Origin of the sequence: Enterobacter soli ATCC BAA-2102 (genome assembly GCF_001654845.1) — a bacterium.
Lineage (GTDB): Bacteria > Pseudomonadota > Gammaproteobacteria > Enterobacterales > Enterobacteriaceae > Enterobacter > Enterobacter soli.
In genome coordinates this window covers 15,316-34,326 of the sequence record NZ_LXES01000036.1, presented here as the reverse complement: position 1 = coordinate 34,326, position 19,011 = coordinate 15,316, and the positions used below count along the sequence as shown (strand labels likewise).

General features: G+C 52.1%; 16 protein-coding genes. 10 read left to right on the top strand and 6 right to left on the bottom strand.

Going from position 1 to position 19,011, the window contains the following annotated elements; genetic code table 11:
- The first annotated feature begins 210 nt into the window (after positions 1-210).
- The 3 genes from speFL to potE all read left to right on the top strand — a co-directional run bounded on the left by speFL (position 211) and on the right by potE (position 4,081).
- Positions 211-315 (top strand): leader peptide SpeFL, encoded by a 105-nt coding sequence (gene speFL, locus M987_RS24470; RefSeq protein WP_003858645.1) that lies wholly within the window; start codon positions 211-213, stop codon positions 313-315.
- Between the two features lie 257 nt (positions 316-572).
- Positions 573-2,771, top strand: a complete 2,199-nt coding sequence (gene speF / locus M987_RS11935) for an ornithine decarboxylase SpeF (protein ID WP_014069359.1) — start codon at positions 573-575, stop codon at positions 2,769-2,771.
- The gene (potE, locus tag M987_RS11930; protein ID WP_014069358.1) at positions 2,768-4,081 is read left to right on the top strand and encodes a putrescine-ornithine antiporter; all 1,314 of its coding nucleotides are present in this window, start codon (positions 2,768-2,770) and stop codon (positions 4,079-4,081) included. The genes speF and potE overlap by 4 nt, the downstream gene beginning before the upstream one ends.
- Before the next feature lie 103 nt (positions 4,082-4,184).
- On the opposite strand, the gene pgm is transcribed toward potE, so the two are convergent.
- Both pgm and seqA read right to left on the bottom strand, forming a co-directional pair.
- Complete coding sequence (pgm, locus tag M987_RS11925; protein ID WP_014069357.1) at positions 4,185-5,825, bottom strand: phosphoglucomutase (alpha-D-glucose-1,6-bisphosphate-dependent); 1,641 nt, start codon at positions 5,823-5,825, stop codon at positions 4,185-4,187.
- Between the two features lie 24 nt (positions 5,826-5,849).
- Positions 5,850-6,398, bottom strand: coding sequence for a replication initiation negative regulator SeqA (gene seqA, locus M987_RS11920; protein ID WP_014069356.1), 549 nt, complete (start codon positions 6,396-6,398; stop codon positions 5,850-5,852).
- Positions 6,399-6,581: 183 nt separating this feature from the next.
- Here seqA and ybfF point away from each other — a divergent pair, with 183 nt between their 5' ends.
- The 4 genes from ybfF to fur all read left to right on the top strand — a co-directional run bounded on the left by ybfF (position 6,582) and on the right by fur (position 9,195).
- Complete coding sequence (gene ybfF / locus M987_RS11915) at positions 6,582-7,355, top strand: esterase (protein WP_014069355.1); 774 nt, start codon at positions 6,582-6,584, stop codon at positions 7,353-7,355.
- A gap of 129 nt (positions 7,356-7,484) precedes the next feature.
- Positions 7,485-7,772: a LexA regulated protein gene (gene ybfE, locus M987_RS11910; protein ID WP_041162017.1), complete on the top strand. Its 288-nt coding sequence runs from the start codon at positions 7,485-7,487 to the stop codon at positions 7,770-7,772.
- A gap of 155 nt (positions 7,773-7,927) precedes the next feature.
- Positions 7,928-8,458 (top strand): flavodoxin FldA, encoded by a 531-nt coding sequence (fldA, locus tag M987_RS11905; protein WP_014069353.1) that lies wholly within the window; start codon positions 7,928-7,930, stop codon positions 8,456-8,458.
- Between the two features lie 290 nt (positions 8,459-8,748).
- Positions 8,749-9,195 (top strand): ferric iron uptake transcriptional regulator, encoded by a 447-nt coding sequence (fur, locus tag M987_RS11900; protein WP_014069352.1) that lies wholly within the window; start codon positions 8,749-8,751, stop codon positions 9,193-9,195.
- A 136-nt stretch (positions 9,196-9,331) separates the two neighbouring features.
- On the opposite strand, the gene chiQ is transcribed toward fur, so the two are convergent.
- The 4 genes from chiQ to nagE form a co-directional block, all read right to left on the bottom strand.
- Complete coding sequence (chiQ, locus tag M987_RS11895) at positions 9,332-9,661, bottom strand: ChiQ/YbfN family lipoprotein (RefSeq protein ID WP_041162200.1); 330 nt, start codon at positions 9,659-9,661, stop codon at positions 9,332-9,334.
- Between the two features lie 47 nt (positions 9,662-9,708).
- Entirely contained in the window at positions 9,709-11,106 is a 1,398-nt protein-coding gene (gene chiP, locus M987_RS11890; protein WP_014069350.1) for a chitoporin ChiP, read from the bottom strand.
- Positions 11,107-11,555: 449 nt separating this feature from the next.
- Positions 11,556-13,223: a glutamine--tRNA ligase gene (gene glnS, locus M987_RS11880; protein ID WP_014069349.1), complete on the bottom strand. Its 1,668-nt coding sequence runs from the start codon at positions 13,221-13,223 to the stop codon at positions 11,556-11,558.
- A gap of 170 nt (positions 13,224-13,393) precedes the next feature.
- The gene (nagE, locus tag M987_RS11875) at positions 13,394-15,412 is read right to left on the bottom strand and encodes an N-acetylglucosamine-specific PTS transporter subunit IIBC (protein WP_014069348.1); all 2,019 of its coding nucleotides are present in this window, start codon (positions 15,410-15,412) and stop codon (positions 13,394-13,396) included.
- A gap of 325 nt (positions 15,413-15,737) precedes the next feature.
- On the opposite strand from nagE, the gene nagB reads away from it, so the two are divergent.
- The 3 genes from nagB to nagC are packed head-to-tail and all read left to right on the top strand — an operon-like array spanning position 15,738 to position 18,971.
- On the top strand, positions 15,738-16,538 hold the full coding sequence (nagB, locus tag M987_RS11870) for a glucosamine-6-phosphate deaminase (protein ID WP_014069347.1): 801 nt from the start codon (positions 15,738-15,740) through the stop codon (positions 16,536-16,538).
- A 55-nt stretch (positions 16,539-16,593) separates the two neighbouring features.
- Positions 16,594-17,742 (top strand): N-acetylglucosamine-6-phosphate deacetylase, encoded by a 1,149-nt coding sequence (gene nagA, locus M987_RS11865; RefSeq protein ID WP_014069346.1) that lies wholly within the window; start codon positions 16,594-16,596, stop codon positions 17,740-17,742.
- Between the two features lie 8 nt (positions 17,743-17,750).
- Positions 17,751-18,971 (top strand): DNA-binding transcriptional regulator NagC, encoded by a 1,221-nt coding sequence (gene nagC, locus M987_RS11860; protein WP_014069345.1) that lies wholly within the window; start codon positions 17,751-17,753, stop codon positions 18,969-18,971.
- The last annotated feature ends 40 nt before the right edge of the window (positions 18,972-19,011 follow it).

The window sequence follows — 19,011 nt, the reverse complement described above, 5'->3', positions numbered from 1 at the left end:
CCGTTATTTACGGCTTATTTTCCGTCAATTCAAACAATATAAAAACAGAGTATTAACATTAAACATACAAAACAGCATTTTGATCTGCGTTATTCAGTAAATCAGAATATTTATTTCTGATCTGATCGATTATTGTTGATCTCCTTCACGGTTTACCGCCTTTTCCTGGATAAAATGACCATGCTTTCAATTACTGAAAGGAAAATACACATGGAAAACAACAATCGTTTAATGCCCCATATAAGGCGGACAACTCATATTATGATGTTTGCCCACCGTAACTGCTTCGACTTTCATCTCTTTAATGCCCGGTAGTCCTTCGACTTCTGGCGCATCTGCTTACAGGTCATTCTGAAAAACTTTATTTTACAGGCAACTGCCTGTGAACACGTGCGCTCATTTCTCTTGATCCAGGCTCTTCCGTAGCCGGACGGACTGGATTTAATTCTGTAAAAAGCAATTAACTGATTTTTTTATCAGAGGTCAGGCTTTGCTTTTTATTCCGGTAAATTGTCGATTTTTTCATTGCAAAGAATCGAAGGCCTCCTATTGCCTAAAATAAAGAGATAAAGATGAAAAATTTAAAAATTGCTGCCAGCCGTTCATGTCCTGATTGCTTTACCACCACGCGCGAAATGGTGGATGTGAGTGCTTCTGATTATATTGATGTTGCTGCCGTAGTTTTGGCCATCAGCGATATTTCCAGTGGTGCTATAGAAGAAATAGAAGCAACGGGATTTGGGATCCCCATCTTTATTGCCACACATAAAGAAGAAATTGTTCCGGCAGAATATTTGTCCCGTATTCAGGGTGTTTTTGAATACTCTGACACCAGCAATGATTTCTATGGCCGCCAGCTTGAAGCCGCCGCACAGAAGTACGAAACCCAGCTGCGTCCGCCGTTCTTCCGCGCCCTGGTAGACTATGTCAAACAAGGTAACAGCGCGTTTGACTGCCCGGGGCATCAGGGTGGTCAATTCTTCCGCCGTCATCCTGCCGGAAATCAGTTTGTTGATTTCTTTGGCGAAACGCTGTTCCGTTCGGATCTGTGCAACGCAGATGTGGCCATGGGCGATTTGCTGATCCACGAAGGTGCCCCGTGTATTGCCCAGCAACATGCCGCAAAAGTGTTTAATGCCGATAAAACCTACTTTGTGCTGAACGGCACGTCATCATCAAACAAAGTGGTTTTAAACGCCCTGCTGACGCCTGGCGACCTGGTGCTGTTCGATCGTAATAACCACAAATCCAACCACCACGGAGCGCTGTTACAGGCTGGTGCGACGCCGGTTTATCTGGAAACAGCACGTAACCCGTACGGTTTTATTGGCGGGATTGACGCGCACTGCTTCGAAGAAAGCTATCTTCGCGAACTGGTCGCCGAAGTCGCCCCGGGCCGTGCCCGTGACCAGCGCCCGTTCCGACTGGCGGTGATCCAGCTTGGTACTTACGATGGCACCATTTATAACGCCCGCCAGGTGGTGGATAACATTGGCCACCTGTGTGACTACATCCTGTTTGACTCTGCGTGGGTGGGCTACGAGCAATTTATCCCGATGATGGCCGACTGCTCGCCGCTGCTGCTGGAGCTGAACGAAAACGATCCGGGCATTCTGGTGACCCAGTCGGTGCATAAACAGCAGGCTGGCTTCTCGCAAACTTCGCAGATCCACAAAAAAGACAGTCACATCAAAGGCCAGCAGCGCTATGTGCCGCATAAGCGTCTCAACAACGCCTTTATGATGCACGCCTCCACCAGCCCGTTCTATCCGCTGTTTGCCGCACTCGATATCAACGCCCGGATGCATGAGGGACAGAGCGGTCGCAACATGTGGATGGATTGCGTGGTCACGGGTATCGAAGCACGCAAACTTATTCTGCAAAACTGCCAGTTCCTTCGTCCGTTCGTACCGGAAAGCGTCGATGGCCGCCCGTGGGAGAGCTGGGATACGGCAGAAATCGCCACTGACCTGCGCTTCTTCCACTTTGTCCCCGGCGAGAACTGGCACGCCTTTGAAGGTTATGCCGAGCATCAGTACTTTATCGATCCGTGTAAACTGCTGCTGACCACACCGGGTATCAACGCCCGTACCGGTGAGTACGAGGATTTCGGCGTCCCGGCGACCATTCTTGCGAACTTCCTGCGCGAAAACGGCATTGTTCCGGAAAAATGCGACCTGAACTCCATCCTGTTCCTGCTGACCCCGGCAGAGGATATGGGCAAATTGCAGCAGCTTGTGGCTCAGCTGGTGCGCTTCGAAAAACTGCTCCAGACCGATGCTCCGTTAAAAGAGGTGCTGCCGTCGATTTGTAAGCAATACCCGGAACGCTACGCCGACTATTCCCTGCGGCAGATTTGCCAGGAAATGCACGACCTGTATGCGCGTAATAACGTGAAACAGCTGCAAAAAGAGATGTTCCGTAAGTCTCATTTCCCGCGCGTGATGATGTCACCCCAGGATGCCAACTATGCCTACCTGCGCGGTGAGGTCGAGCTGGTGTCCCTGCGCGATGCCGAAGGCCGTATTGCCGCCGAAGGTGCCCTCCCTTACCCACCAGGCGTGCTGTGCGTTGTGCCGGGCGAAGTCTGGGGCGGTGCAGTGCTGCGTTACTTTGCCGCGCTGGAAGAAGGGATCAACCTGCTGCCAGGCTTTGCGCCAGAGCTTCAGGGCGTGTACGTGGAAGAGTGTGACGGCCGCAAACACGTTCGCTGTAACGTCATCAAGCAACCTGCCGCTCAGCCTTCGCTGCTGAAAGGAGAAAAATTATGAGTAAGTCTAACAAGATGGGCGTGGTGCAGCTGACCATCCTCACCATGGTAAACATGATGGGGTCGGGAATTATCATGCTGCCTACCAAGCTCGCAGAAGTCGGTACGATCTCGATTATCTCCTGGCTGGTGACTGCCGTTGGCTCAATGGCGCTGGCGTGGGCCTTTGCCAAGTGCGGGATGTTCAGCCGTAAATCAGGCGGCATGGGTGGTTATGCGGAGTATGCCTTCGGCAAGTCGGGCAACTTTATGGCCAACTATACCTACGGTGTGTCGTTGCTGATTGCCAACGTGGCAATTGCCATTTCGGCTGTCGGTTACGGTACCGAACTGTTCGGTGCCACGCTCAGTCCGGTACAAATCGGTATCGCCACTATTTGTGTGTTGTGGATCTGTACCATTGCGAACTTCGGTGGTGCGCGCATCACCGGGCAGATCAGCAGCATCACCGTCTGGGGGGTGATCATCCCGGTGGTGGGATTGTGCATCATCGGCTGGTTCTGGTTTAGCCCTACGTTGTATGCCAACTCCTGGAACCCGCACAATGTACCGTTCTTTACTGCGGTGGGGTCATCTATCGCCATGACGCTGTGGGCATTCCTCGGTCTGGAATCCGCCTGTGCGAATGCCGAAGTTGTGGAAAACCCGGAAAAGAACGTCCCGATTGCCGTACTGGGCGGTACGCTGGGCGCGGCCGTTATCTACATCGTTTCAACTAACGTGATTGCGGGGATTGTGCCTAACATGGATCTCGCCAACTCCACCGCGCCATTCGGGCTGGCTTTTGCGCAGATGTTTACCCCAACCGTCGGGAAAGTGATCATGGGGCTGATGGTGATGTCCTGCTGTGGCTCACTGCTCGGCTGGCAGTTCACTATTGCACAGGTGTTTAAGTCATCCGCAGACGAAGGTTATTTCCCGAAAATCTTCTCCCGCGTGACGAAAGCAGATGCGCCGGTGCAGGGCATGTTAGCGATTGTTATCTTCCAGAGTGGTTTGTCGCTGATGACCATCAGCCCGTCGCTGAACAGCCAGTTCAACGTGCTGGTAAACCTGGCGGTAGTCACGAACATCATTCCGTACATCCTGTCGATGGCGGCACTGGTGATTATTCAGAAGGTAGCGAAAGTCGATCCGGGCAAAGCCAGAGTGGCCAACATCGTGGCGCTGATTGGGGCGATTTACAGCTTCTATGCGCTCTATTCGTCCGGCCAGGAAGCGATGCTTTATGGCGCGATGGTGACCTTTATGGGCTGGACGCTGTACGGTTTAGTCTCACCGCGGTTTGAATTGAAGAATAAACACAGTTAGGAAAAGCAAAACGGCAACCCAAGGGTTGCCGTTTTTAATGTTTTCACCCTCTCCCTGTGGGAGAGGGCCGGGGTGAGGGCATCAGTCCGCACCAGATTAGCATTTACGCGTTTTTCAGCACTTCGCTGACAATCTCCACCGCTTCTTTCTCAATCAGCTTACGGTGTTCGTCGCCGAGGAAACTTTCACAATAGATTTTGTACGCATCTTCCGTACCGGACGGACGCGCGGCGAACCAGCCGTTGTCGGTCATCACTTTCAGACCGCCAATAGAGGCACCGTTACCAGGCGCTGCCGTCAGGCGTGCCGTGATAGGGTCTCCGGCCAGGGTGTTAGCGCTCACCATTTCCGGGGACAGTTTAGACAGTGCGGCTTTCTGCGCAGAGGTCGCAGAAGCCTGAATACGGTTGTAGCTTGGCGCACCAAAACGTGCAGCCAGCTCATTGTAGTGCTCCTGCGGGTTTTTCCCGGTTACTGCAGTAATCTCTGCCGCCAGCAGACACATAATGATGCCGTCTTTATCGGTTGACCATGGTGTGCCGTCAAAACGCAGGAAGGATGCGCCCGCGCTTTCTTCACCACCAAAGCCGAAGCTGCCGTCATGCAAGCCATCAACAAACCATTTGAAGCCAACCGGCACTTCCACCAGCTTGCGGCCCAGCGCATCAACCACGCGGTCAATCATCGCAGAGGACACCAGCGTTTTACCCACGGCAACATCGTTGCCCCACTGTGGACGGTGCTGGAACAGATAGTTGATCGCTACCGCCAGATAGTGGTTCGGGTTCATCAACCCTGCCGGGGTGACGATACCGTGACGGTCATAATCCGGGTCGTTAGCAAACGCCAGGTCGAATTTGTCGCGCAGCGCCAGCAGGCCAGCCATCGCGCATTCAGAGGAGCAATCCATACGGATAGCACCGTCTTTATCCAGATGCATAAAGCGGAAAGTCTGATCGACGTGATCGTTCACGATAGTCAGATCCAGCTTGTAATGCTCTGCGATACGTTTCCAGTATTCGATACCGGAGCCGCCAAGCGGATCCACACCCAGTTTCAGGCCCGCTTTCTGGATAGCCGCCATATCGACGATATCCGCCAGCCCTTCAACAAACGGCTGCACCAGATCCTGCTCTTTCACATGACCAGACGCCATCGCGGCATCCAGAGCAATGCGTTTCACACCTTTCAGGCCATCCGCCAGCAGGGCGTTAGCACGATCTTCCACCACTTTGGTGACGTTGGTATCAGCCGGGCCGCCGTTAGGTGGGTTGTATTTGATACCACCGTCTTCCGGCGGGTTGTGGGATGGCGTAATAACGATACCGTCAGCCAGCGCACCACCTTTTTTGTTGTGCACCAGAATCGCGTTGGACACCGCCGGCGTTGGGGTAAAGCCGTTGTTTTCCTGCACAATGACGTCTACGCCATTGGCGGCCAACACTTCCAGTACGGAAATAAATGCAGGCTCAGACAAGGCGTGGGTATCTTTCCCTACATAGCACGGACCAGTAACGCCATTTTTAGCGCGCTCTTCCGCGATGGCCTGGGCAATGGCCAGAATATGCGGTTCGTTAAAGCTGTGGCGCCCCGCGCTACCGCGGTGGCCAGATGTACCAAACTTCACTGCGTGTTCCGCGTTACCTACCACCGGCTTCAGCACATAGTACTGAGCGGTCAGTTGGGCGACGTTAATCAAATCGCTTTGTTGTGCAGGTTGGCCTGCACGGCTGTGATTTGCCATTGCCTGGTCCTTCTTATGCAAGGGTTAAATTGTACCGCAAACCTTTTCAATCAATTCCGCCGGGAACTGCATAGACTGCATGATGTGTTCGACCATGCTGCACTTGCGCCCGGTGTTGGTATTGGTGATCACCCAATACGGGGTACCAGCCACGTGTTTGGGTTTGGTTTGATTGCCATTTTGCAACAGCGTCTGCTCGTCGCCCGCAAAATAGACGCGAGTACGACCATGCAGCGACTCGGTCGCTTCAGCAAACGCTTTGTTATCCAGTGAGTAGAGTGTAGACAGCACCAGCATAAAGCGGTTAACCGCTTTCTTCTGTTCTGCATACTCATCAGACAGCAGTAGTTCGCGCATCGCACGAACTTTGTCTTTCGCAGGTGTCATAGCGGGTTTGGCTTGCACCGCTACGCTCGGCTGAGACACGACATCTTTCGCGACAGGAGTGACAGGCTGTGAGGCGGCGGAAATTTTAAGCATACGCCGTAAAATGTCGGACGCGCTCTCCCCGATATGCCGCGTTTGGCTGGCGATATACTGATAGAGTTCGTCATCAACTTCGATTGTTTTCATCTTAATCCAGTGCGATATCTTATCTGAATACAAGTCGTTGGGATTATAAGGTCAAATCCCAACAGCGGATAGCGTCAAGCCAGGTTGGCGGCAAAAGTCAGATTAAACTGGATCCTTGCAGCCGGGCGGCAGAATGGTCAACATGATACCCTAACCTGACATACGTAAAAAAAGAACTTTGCCATGAAATTGAATACCCGAGCGCAATCTGCACAATCGCCGAACAATAATTCTCCCATCGTACTGGTTCACGGCCTTTTTGGCAGCCTGGATAACCTCGGGGTGCTGGCGCGGGATCTGGTTACCGATCACGATATTTTGCAGGTGGATATGCGTAACCACGGCCTTTCCGGGCGCTCGCCAGAAATGACGTACGCCGCAATGGCGCAGGATCTTCTGGATACGCTGGATGCCAATCACCTCGAAAAGGTGACGCTGATCGGGCATTCAATGGGAGGCAAAGCCGTTATGGCCCTGACCGCGCTCGCCCCGGAGCGCATTAGCGGCCTGGTGGTGATTGACGTTGCGCCCGTGGATTATGACGTGCGTCGCCACGATGAGATCTTTGCCGCTATCAATGCGGTGACCGATGCCGGTGTTTCCACCCGCCAGCAGGCCGCCGCCATCATGCGCGAACATCTTAATGAAGAAGGTGTGGTGCAGTTTCTGCTGAAATCGTTTGTCGACGGCCAGTGGCGCTTCAACGTGCCGGTGCTGTGGGATCAATATTCAGAAATCGTTGGCTGGCAGCCGGTTCCGGCCTGGCCACACCCTACCCTGTTTGTGCGCGGCGGCAATTCGCCGTATGTCACCGAAGCCTGCCGTGATGAATTGATCAGGCAGTTCCCCGAAGCGCGCGCTCATGTTATCGCCGGAGCCGGGCACTGGGTTCACGCTGAAAAACCAGAAGCGGTGCTTCGTGCAATCCGCCGCTATCTCTCTGATACTGCGAATTGATTAAAAAGACAGCGACTGGAAGCCAGCGGGCTTCCAGTCGTTGGCGTGCCGATGTGGGTGATGTATGATGGCGCGCTTATCGCCCGGGCAATAGCAGGGCGGCTTGTTTTCCCCCGAAGTCTCAAAATCATGGCCAAAGAACAAACGGACCGCACGACAATAGATCTGTTCGCGAATGAGCGTCGCCCGGGACGACCCAAGACAAATCCGCTTTCGCGCGATGAACAGCTGCGTATTAATAAACGCAACCAGCTTAAACGCGATAAAAATCGTGGGCTTAAGCGTGTCGAACTGAAACTCAACGCCGATGCCGTTGATGCACTCAACGAGCTTGCCAGCGCCCGTGATATCAGCCGCAGCGAGCTGATTGAAGAGATGTTGATCGCGCAACTCGAAAAATTGCACAGCAAGGCATAAGTCAGAAAACTCCCTTTCTCACCCTTTTCATGTAGCACAGAGTGCAGTCCTGCGTGATAGCTGTTTCCGCAGGGTTGTCTGTTCTGCTATTATTGCCCTTATCCGTGGACAAATTGCGCCACCATACCATTAAGTTTCAAGAGGTTATTTTACTCATGGCAATCATCGGCATTTTCTTCGGCAGTGATACCGGCAATACCGAAAATATCGCAAAAAACATTCAAAAACAGCTCGGTAAAGATGTTGCCGATGTGCATGACATTGCCAAGAGCAGCAAAGAAGATCTCGAAGGCTATGACATCCTGCTGCTGGGTATTCCAACCTGGTACTACGGCGAAGCACAGTGCGACTGGGACGATTTCTTCCCGACTCTGGAAGAAGTTGATTTCAACGGTAAGCTGGTTGCGCTGTTCGGTTGTGGCGATCAGGAAGACTACGCAGAATACTTCTGTGACGCGCTGGGCACCATCCGCGACATCATCGAACCACGCGGCGCGGCTATCGTGGGTCACTGGCCTACCGCAGGTTACCATTTCGAAGCCTCTAAAGGGCTGGCCGACGATGATCACTTTGTGGGACTGGCCATCGATGAAGACCGCCAGCCTGAGCTGACCGCAGAACGCGTTGAAAAATGGGTTAAACAGATCCGCGAAGAGTTGAACCTGGACGACATTCTTAACGCCTGATGACAAGCGGCGCAACTTCGGTTGCGCCCGCGTAGCGGGTCAAACCGATTAAATTAATTGCTACAAACTTTTAACTTTTTCGTTCAGACCTGTACAATATCCCCCTGGTAAAACGTGGGTGCCATCGAACAAGTTTGTTGGTGATACCACGTTTTTATATGCATACTTTGCTTGAGACTTGCAGTTTTCATTTAGACATGGCAGTTCTATAATGAAACGCATTATCCCAAGTGCATTCTCTGTCACTTCTTCCTTAGAAGTGAATCGTTTAGCAACAGGACAGATTCCGCATGACTGACAACAATACCGCATTAAAGAAGGCTGGCCTGAAAGTTACGCTTCCTCGGTTAAAAATCCTTGAAGTGCTTCAGGGGCCAGACAATCACCATGTCAGTGCGGAAGACCTTTACAAGCGTCTTATCGACATGGGTGAAGAAATTGGGCTGGCAACCGTTTATCGCGTGCTGAACCAGTTTGATGACGCGGGCATTGTTACCCGTCATAACTTCGAAGGCGGTAAATCTGTCTTCGAACTGACCCAGCAGCACCACCACGATCACCTGATCTGCCTCGACTGTGGCAAGGTCATTGAATTTAGTGACGACTCTATCGAAGCGCGCCAGCGTGAAATCGCTGCCCGTCATGGCATCCGTCTGACCAACCACAGCCTGTACCTGTACGGCCACTGTGCAGAAGGCGATTGCCGCGAAAATGATCACGCGCACGACGCGAAGTAAGTACCTTTTTCATACTCTGAGCCAGCCGAAAGGTTGGCTTTTTTTTGCCTGTCATCTGGCATAAAAAAAGCCCGGTGACGCTATGCTCACCGGGCCTGCATTGTTCTCATCCCCTAACGGGCATGATGGCGTATCATCAATTTGCGTTGTTACTGCGAATTTCTTTCCAGATCTGATCGCAACGTTTTGCCACTTCCTGATCGTTTCCGGTTTTACGCGCCTGGATACAGGCCTGGTAATCCATCACGCGGACGTTTTCCTGAGTTGCGAACTGCTCATGCGCCTTCTCCTTCTTCAGCACATTAAGCACGCTCTGGCAGGCTTCGACTTTCTCTGGCGAGCCTTCAGCGGTATTTATACAGGCGCTGTAAGCCTCTTTCAGACGTGAGTCCTCTTTCGGTGCCTGAGTTTGTGCACAAGCCACCAGCCCCGATGCCATCATCGCGACGATTATGATTTTTTTCATCATTTTCAGTCTCCATTCCGGCGGGACTTAACCCGCCGGTCTGCTCATCAGAAGATTGTGAACGGGGCAATAACCATGAATTTCACGTCACGTTCATCCTGGAAGATGTTGCCGTAACCGCCCGCGTAGCTTGGGATATCGGAGTGGTTGTCGTACTGAGTGAAGTGCAGTTTGAACATCGTGCCTTTCGCGCGACCATCCTGAAGGGTGTAAATCGCATCCAGGCTGTAAGAGGACTCTTTCAGACGATAGTTCGGGTCGTAATACGCGTCAGGAGTGGCCATATCGCCCGGTTTTGCATCCCATGCGTAAGCGTAGGAAGCCCCCACCGCCCAGCCCGGCAGATTCCAGTTTTTCAGGTCATACATGGCACCAAAGAAGACGGCTTTTTCGCCATCGGCGTTAAAGTCTGAACGGTTATCCCACCAGATATCCAGACGACCGTTTGAAGAGGCGTACGTTGGGGTCATACGTTGCAGGAAGTAACCCTGCTGGCCTTCGGCCTTCACCCATGTCCCTTCAAGACGTAAATCGACCTGGCCCACTTTGTAGCCGAAGGTTAACGCCTGCAACCACGCCGTGCCGTCGTAAATATCGTTGACAGTGCCGCTGCTGGCTTTGTCGCGCGTACCGTAGAACTGATAGCTGGTGCTCAGCGGACTGCCCGCAATATCAAACTTGTAGCTTGCTTTGGCAAAATACTGGTCGATATAGCCTTCAGCCTGACCAAATGCGGCTTCCAGAACCAGGTCGTTTTTGAAATCGTACTTCGCACCCAGCGAGTGAAGATAATCAACTTTGGTTTTTTTATCGTTCTGGTAAAACTTATCCATCTCGATATGCCACGGCGCTTTATACTCGTTGGTCCACATATACGAGAAGCTCAATGCGCCTGCATCGCCGTAGTCAAAATTCGCGCCAGCTTCTGCACCCTGATAAGTACCAGGCATAAAGCTCCAGTGCGGCGCTAACAGCGTTTGTCCGGTTGGCTGAATATAACCTGCACGTGCCCATACCGGGCCATATTTGAATTTCGCAGCCGCTTTATAAAGGCTGACTCCGCTCTTATCCCCTGACCAGTCTTCTTTATATGCTTTGTTGCTGGAAGAGAATGCAATTTCGTTCGGGTGGCCGCTGTCGCCATTTTCTGCCATTTCAATTGCGGTGAATGCCGCAATATCCAGGCCGAACATATCGGCGGCATAACCAGACTGGAAATCCAGGTTGGCGTTCCAGGTGGAGTGAGAAAGGTTAGTTTTGTATTTGTCTTCGGTGACGTCTTTACGGTCACGTTCACGCTGCCAGTAATAGATACCGCCCGTGAGAGTAGAATCATCGATGAAACCTGCCGCCTTAGCTTCTGGAGCGACAACCAGGCCCGACATTGCTGTCACACCGGCAATAGCCAGCGCCAGCGCACTACGTTTGCCACTGAACGTACGCATAGATTATTCCTCTTTGACGAATTAAAACGCCTAAAACGGCGGAAAATATAAAAGACCAAATGGTCAGGGGTAGTTAGAAATACCCTCGAATTAACTACCGTCTTTAGGGTATTTTTCGCGACGCGAATTATCAATGCTTTTTAGCGGGCAAAAGTCAGGATTATGACGAAGTGCACATAATTGGTAGTGCTTTGTAACATTTCGCGTGAAGCGAGATTTCACGCGGGAAAGCCATTAAATTCAGAGGCTAATTAGAGAGGTTTGCGTTTATTTCCACCGGTTCTGCCTTTCCGTAAATCCTCAAACTTTTTTTGAGAAAAATAAGTAGCAGCTCATTGACCTCCTTATTTAGCAATATTTCTTTCGCCATGGCGTTAATGGCATGATCATTAAATAAAAAAAACGCCGCAATAAGCGGCGTTTGTTTCTCATTGACCAGGCAAGCGTTATTATTCGCCGACTTTAGCCCAAGTATCACGCAGACCCACAGTACGGTTAAATACCGGTTTTTCTGCGGTGCTGTAACGGCTGTCCAGGCAGAAGTAACCTTCACGCTCAAACTGGTACGCTTTACTGATTTCAGCGTCTTTCAGTGAAGGTTCGGCAAAGCCCTGCTTGATAACCAGAGATTCCTGGTTGATGGTTGCCAGGAAGTCATCCGCTGCACCTGGGTTAGGTACGCTGAACAGACGGTCGTACAGGCGGATCTCAACCGGCAGCGCGTGTGCTGCGCTCACCCAGTGGATAACGCCTTTCACTTTACGGCCATCAGCCGGATCTTTGCTCAGAGTCTCTGCATCATAGGTACAGAAGATAGTGGTGATATTGCCTTCTGCATCTTTCTCTACGCGCTCAGCTTTGATCACGTACGCGTTACGCAGACGCACCTCTTTACCCAGCACCAGACGCTTGTACTGCTTGTTCGCTTCTTCGCGGAAGTCAGCACGGTCGATCCAGATATCAGCGCTGAACGGCACGTCGCGGCTGCCCATTTCCGGCTTGCTCGGATGGTTAGGCATGGACACCAGCTCGCTTTCACCCTGCGGGTAGTTTTCGATAACCAGTTTAACCGGATCGATAACAGCCATCGCACGTGGTGCGTTTTCGTTCAGATCTTCACGGATGCAGGATTCCAGAGAGGCGATCTCAATGGTGTTATCCTGCTTGGTGACGCCGATACGTTTGCAGAACTCGCGAATGGACGCAGAGGTATAACCACGACGACGCAGGCCAGAGATGGTCGGCATACGTGGGTCATCCCAGCCTTCAACGTGCTTGTCAGTGACCAGCAGGTTCAGCTTACGCTTGGACATCACGGTGTATTCCAGATTCAGACGAGAGAACTCGTACTGACGTGGATGCACAGGAATGGTGATGTTATCCAGCACCCAGTCGTACAGACGACGGTTGTCCTGGAATTCCAGCGTACACAGAGAGTGGGTGATCCCTTCCAGCGCATCGCTGATGCAGTGGGTGAAATCGTACATCGGGTAGATGCACCACTTGTTGCCGGTCTGATGGTGTTCCGCGAACTTAATGCGGTACAGCACCGGATCGCGCATCACGATGAACGGTGACGCCATATCGATTTTGGCACGCAGACAGGCTTTGCCTTCTTCGAAACCACCGGCACGCATTTTTTCAAACAGCGCCAGGTTCTCTTCTACGCTACGGTCGCGGTACGGGCTGTTTTTACCCGGCGCGGTCAGCGAGCCGCGGTATTCACGGATTTCGTCGGCAGAAAGCTCGTCGACATACGCCAGACCTTTGTTGATAAGCTCTACTGCGTAAGCAAACAGCTGATCGAAATAGTCAGAGGAGTAGCAGATATCGCCAGACCAGTTGAAGCCCAGCCATTGCACGTCGTTCTTGATGGACTCAACGTATTCGATGTCTTCTTTTACTGGGTTGGTGTCATCGAAACGCAGGTTGCACTGCCCTTTATAGTCTTGCGCAATGCCAAAGTTCAGGCAGATAGATTTCGCATGACCAATATGCAGGTAGCCATTCGGCTCCGGCGGAAAACGGGTATGAATTGTGGTGTGCTTACCACTGGCCAGATCTTCATCGATGATCTGACGAATAAAGTTACTCGGGCGGGCTTCAGCCTCACTCATCGTAGGTTCCTCAAAGCGTAAACAACGTATAACGGCATATGATCTTATAAGCAGGGCGCAGTGACAACCCTTTAAAACGTCCAGGACGTAAATAATGGGGGCAAATGCTGCAAAAAAAAGCGGCGGAGGATAACCCCCGCCGCTTAAGGCATGACTCTACTCAGGAGCGATTACTTGCCTTTAATCTCATACAGTGGTGTCTGACCTGCAATCACCTGACCTTTCGCCTGAAGCACCAGGCCGCTGAAGTCGTCGATGTTGCTGCACACAACCGGGCTAATCATGGAGCGTGCGTTGGCGTTCAGGAAGTCCAGATCCATTTCCAGAATCGGCTGACCTGCAACCACTTCTGCCCCCTCTTCTACCAGGCGGGTAAAGCCTTTCCCGTTCAGCGCTACGGTGTCGATGCCCATGTGGACGACGATTTCCGCGCCTTTTTCGGTTTCAAGACAGAACGCATGGTTGGTGTTGAAGATCTTCACAATCGTACCGGCTGCCGGAGATACCACGGTTTTTTCCGTTGGCTTCACCGCCACACCGTCACCGACCGCTTTGCTGGCGAAGGCTTCGTCAGGTACCTGCTCAATGGCAACCACTTCACCGGTCACTGGGGAAACCAGTGCAGCAATGGTGGTTGCGTTTGGTACAGCCTGAGGTTTTGCCGCCGCTGGCGCCGCCGCTGCTGGAGCAGAGGTTGCTGCCTCTACCGGCCCGGTGGTTTTCATGGCGTTAGCAATTTTTTCTGCCACGAAGCCAACGATAATCTGCACGCTGGTTTTGTTCAGACGGATAACACCGGATGCACCTAGGCGTTTTGCCAGCGCTTCGTTCACCAGGGAAGAATCTTTTACGTTCAGACGCAGACGGGTGATGCACGCATCGATACCGGTCAGGTTGTCAGAGCCACCAACAGCGGCAATGTACTGACGCGCCAGACCTGCAACGTCCTGGTCTTTATCCGCGCTCACATTCACGTCCTGACCATCCGCTTCGCTACCGGCAACAGCCAGTTCACGACCCGGGGTCATCAGGTTGAATTTGGTGATAGTGAAACGGAACACCACGTAGTAGATAGCGAAGAACACCAGACCTTGTGGGATCAGCATCCACCAGTGGGTCGCCAGCGGGTTACGGGAAGACAGCACCATATCCACCAGGCCCGCACTGAAGCCAAAACCGGCAATCCACTGCATACTTGCGGCGATGAACACAGAGATACCGGTCAGCACGGCGTGGATCACATACAGTACTGGTGCCACGAACATGAAGGAGAATTCCAGCGGCTCGGTGATACCCGTAAAGAAGGCTGCGAACGCACCCGCCATCATGATACCCAGCACTTTCGCTTTGTTCTCTGGACGCGCGCAGTGGTAGATAGCCAGCGCTGCACCCGGCAGGCCGAACATCATGATTGGGAAGAAGCCCGCCTGGTAACGACCGGTGATACCCACAACCGCTTTACCTGCTTCGATGGACTGTGCGCCACCCAGGAAGTTAGGAATATCGTTAATACCAGCAACGTCAAACCAGAATACGGAGTTCAGCGCGTGGTGCAGACCAACCGGGATCAACAGACGGTTGAAGAACGCATACACGCCCGCACCGACAGAACCCAGTTTCTGAATGTGCTCACCGAAGTTCACCAGACCGTCAAAGATAACCGGCCAGATGTACATCATGATGAATGCGACAGCAATCATCAGGAAGGAGGTCAGAATCGGTACCAGACGGCGTCCGCTGAAGAAGGACAGCGCTTTTGGCAGCTCAACGCCGCTAAAGCGGTTGTACAGTTCCGCAGAGATGATACCGACGAGGATACCCACGAACTGGTTTTCAATTTTCCCGAATGCGGCAGGAACCTGATCCAGAGGGATTTTCTGAATCATGGATACCGCTGCTGGGGAGCAGAGGGTGGTTAACACCAGGAAACCGACAAAGCCGGTCAGCGCAGCCGCACCGTCTTTATCTTTGGACATACCATAAGCCACACCAATCGCGAACAGGACTGACATGTGATCGATAATGGCAGAGCCCGATTTAATAAACAGCGCTGCCAGAGCGTTATCGCCGCCCCAACTTATCGGGTCAATCCAGTAACCGATACCCATTAATATCGCTGCGGCAGGCAGCGTGGCAACCGGCACCATAAGCGCGCGGCCAACCTTTTGTAAATAACCTAGAATACTCACTTTCTTCCCCCTATGAGACCCCGTTTAAGGCACGTTCTCAGCTGTGTTTTTATTGTGTCACTAACCTATATATACGGTTGATGATTCACTGGCATTCTGAGTGTGTGAAAAATTAATTCGTATCGCAAATTAAACACGTATTTTTTGTGATTTTTGTCACCAAATATCGTTATTAACCCTCCCTTTCACTGGCTAACAGTGAAAACTTATTTTATCATTCAAAAAATCAAGACGGATTCATCCAGCCTGACAGGTTCCAGGTTACTCTTAGTTCAGGTTCGATAGCCATCCGCCCACTTTTTTACTTTAACTCTAGAGGTGAACAATGAGACTGATTCCCCTGGCAACAGCTGAACAAGTCGGTAAATGGGCCGCTCGTCATATCGTTAACCGCATTAATGCGTTCAAACCGACCGCCGATCGTCCTTTCGTTCTTGGTCTTCCGACTGGCGGCACACCGCTGACTGCATACAAAGCACTGGTTGAAATGCACAAAGCGGGCCAGGTTAGCTTCAAACATGTTGTGACCTTCAACATGGATGAATATGTTGGCCTGCCAAAGGAACATCCTGAGAGCTATCACAGCTTCATGCACCGCAACTTCTTTGATCACGTTGATATCCCTGCTGAAAATATTAACCTGTTGAATGGAAACGCGCCTGATATTGATGCGGAATGCCGTCAGTACGAAGAAAAAATCCGCGCATACGGTAAAATCCACCTGTTCATGGGTGGCGTGGGTAACGATGGGCATATCGCGTTTAACGAACCAGCATCATCTCTGGCTTCCCGTACGCGTATTAAAACCCTGACCCATGACACTCGCGTGGCAAACTCACGCTTCTTTGACGGCGACGTTAACCAGGTTCCAAAATACGCCCTGACCGTTGGCGTGGGCACCCTGCTGGATGCCGAAGAAGTGATGATTCTGGTGCTGGGCGGCGTGAAAGCACAGGCGCTCCAGGCGGCCGTTGAAGGCAACGTTAACCACATGTGGACCATCAGCTGTCTCCAGCTGCACCCGAAATCAGTTATTGTGTGCGACGAGCCGTCCACCATGGAACTGAAAGTGAAGACGCTGAAATACTTCAACGAGTTAGAAGCTGAGAACATCAAAGGTCTGTAATTGAATAACCGCCTCTTTGCGAAGAGGCGGTCGCATTTTTAAACCGGGGGTCGTTATGTATGCTTTAACCCACGGTCGGATTTATACCGGCCATGAAATTCTGGATGACCACGCGATTGTTATCGCGAATGGCCTGATTGAACGTATCTGTCCGCTGGCTGAACTGCCGCCGGAGATTGAACAGCGCTCACTCAATGGAGCAATTATCTCCCCCGGTTTTATCGACGTTCAGCTTAACGGCTGCGGCGGCGTGCAGTTTAACGACACCGCAGAAGCAGTGACCGTTGAAACGCTGGAAATCATGCAAAAAGCCAATGAAAAATCGGGCTGCACCAGCTATCTGCCAACGCTTATCACCAGCAGCGATGAACTGATGAAAAAAGGTATCCGCGTGATGCGCGAGTACCTTGCAAAATACCCTAATCAGGCGCTGGGCCTGCACCTGGAAGGACCGTGGCTGAACATGGTCAAGAAAGGCACCCATAACCCGGATTATGTTCGTAAACCGGACGCGGAGCTTGTCGATTACATGTGTGCCAACGCCGATGTAATCACCAAAGTGACGCTGGCACCAGAAATGACCGGGCCAGAGGTTATCAGCAAACTGGCTGCGGCCGGGATTGTGGTGTCTGCCGGCCACTCTAATGCCACGCTGAAAGAAGCTAAAATCGGCTTCCGCGCAGGCATTACCTTCGCAACCCACCTTTATAATGCCATGCCATACATCACCGGTCGTGAACCGGGGCTGGTCGGCGCGATTCTGGATGAGCCAGACGTCTACTGCGGCATTATTGCCGATGGGTTACACGTCGATTACACCAACATCCGCAATGCCAAGCGTCTGAAAGGCGATAAGCTGTGTCTGGTAACAGATGCAACCGCACCGGCAGGGGCAGATATTGACCAGTTCATTTTTGCTGGTAAAACAATATACTACCGCAATGGACTGTGTGTGGACGAAAACGGCACGCTGAGTGGCTCTGCGCTGACCATGATCGAAGGGGTGCGTAACCTGGTCGAGCATTGCGGTATCGCGCTTGATGAAGTGCTGCGTATGGCAACACTGTATCCGGCTCGCGCGATGGGCGTGGATAAACAGCTCGGTGGGATTGCGCCAGGTATGATTGCAAACCTGACTGCCTTCACACACGATTATAAAATTATTAAGACCATCGTTAATGGTAACGAGGTCGTCACTGAGTAAGTAAAAGTATGACACCAGGCGGACAAGCTCAAATCGGTAATGTCGATCTCGTTAAACAACTTAACAGCGCGGCAGTTTATCGCCTGATTGACCAGCACGGGCCAATCTCACGCATTCAGATAGCCGAACAAAGCCAGCTTGCTCCCGCCAGTGTGACAAAAATTACACGTCAACTTATTGAGCGCGGCCTGATAAAAGAAGTCGATCAGCAGGCCTCTACCGGGGGTCGCCGCGCTATCTCCATTGTTACCGAAACCCGCAACTTCCAGGCTATTGGCGTCCGTCTTGGCCGTCATGACACTACGCTTACCCTCTACGATCTGAGCAGTAAAGCTATTGCCGAAGAACATTACCCGCTGCCGGAACGTACCCAGGAAACCCTGGAGCACGCCCTGCTTAATACCATCGCGCACTTCATTGAAACCTGTCAGCGCAAGATCCGCGAGCTGATTGCTATTTCGGTGATCCTGCCGGGTCTGGTCGACCCTGAAAGTGGTGTGATTCGTTATATGCCACATATCCAGGTTGAGAACTGGGGGCTGGTTAAGGCGCTGGAAAAACGCTTTAAAGTGACCTGCTTCGTCGGCCATGACATTCGTTCTCTGGCGCTGGCAGAGCACTATTTTGGTGCGAGTCAGGACTGTGAAGACTCTATTCTGGTGCGTGTTCACCGTGGTACGGGCGCAGGCATTATCTCTAATGGCCGCATTTTTATTGGCCGCAACGGCAACGTGGGTGAGATTGGCCATATTCAGGTAGAGCCGCTGGGCGAGCGTTGCCACTGCGGTAATTTCGGCTGCCTTGAAACCATCGCCGCCAACGCGGCAATAGAAAATCGGGTCCGCCACTTACTTGAACAGGGTTACCAAAGCCGCGTGACCCTCGACGACTGCAAAATTGGTGCAATTTGCAAAGCCGCCAACAAAGGCGACGCGCTGGCCTGTGAAGTTATCGAACAGGTTGGTCGCCACCTGGGTAAAACCATTGCCATTGCCATCAACCTGTTTAACCCACAAAAAGTGGTGATCGCGGGTGAGATCGTCGAAGCTGAAAAAGTGTTATTACCGGCTATTGAAGGCTGTATTAACACCCAGGCGCTGAAAGCGTTTCGCCAGAACCTGCCGGTGGTGCGCTCAACGCTGGATCACCGCTCAGCGATTGGTGCTTTCGCGCTGGTAAAACGCGCCATGCTTAACGGGATCCTGCTCCAGCATTTGCTGGAATCCTGATCGGATCTTATAGTAACGCCTTCTTTTTTTGATGTCGGAT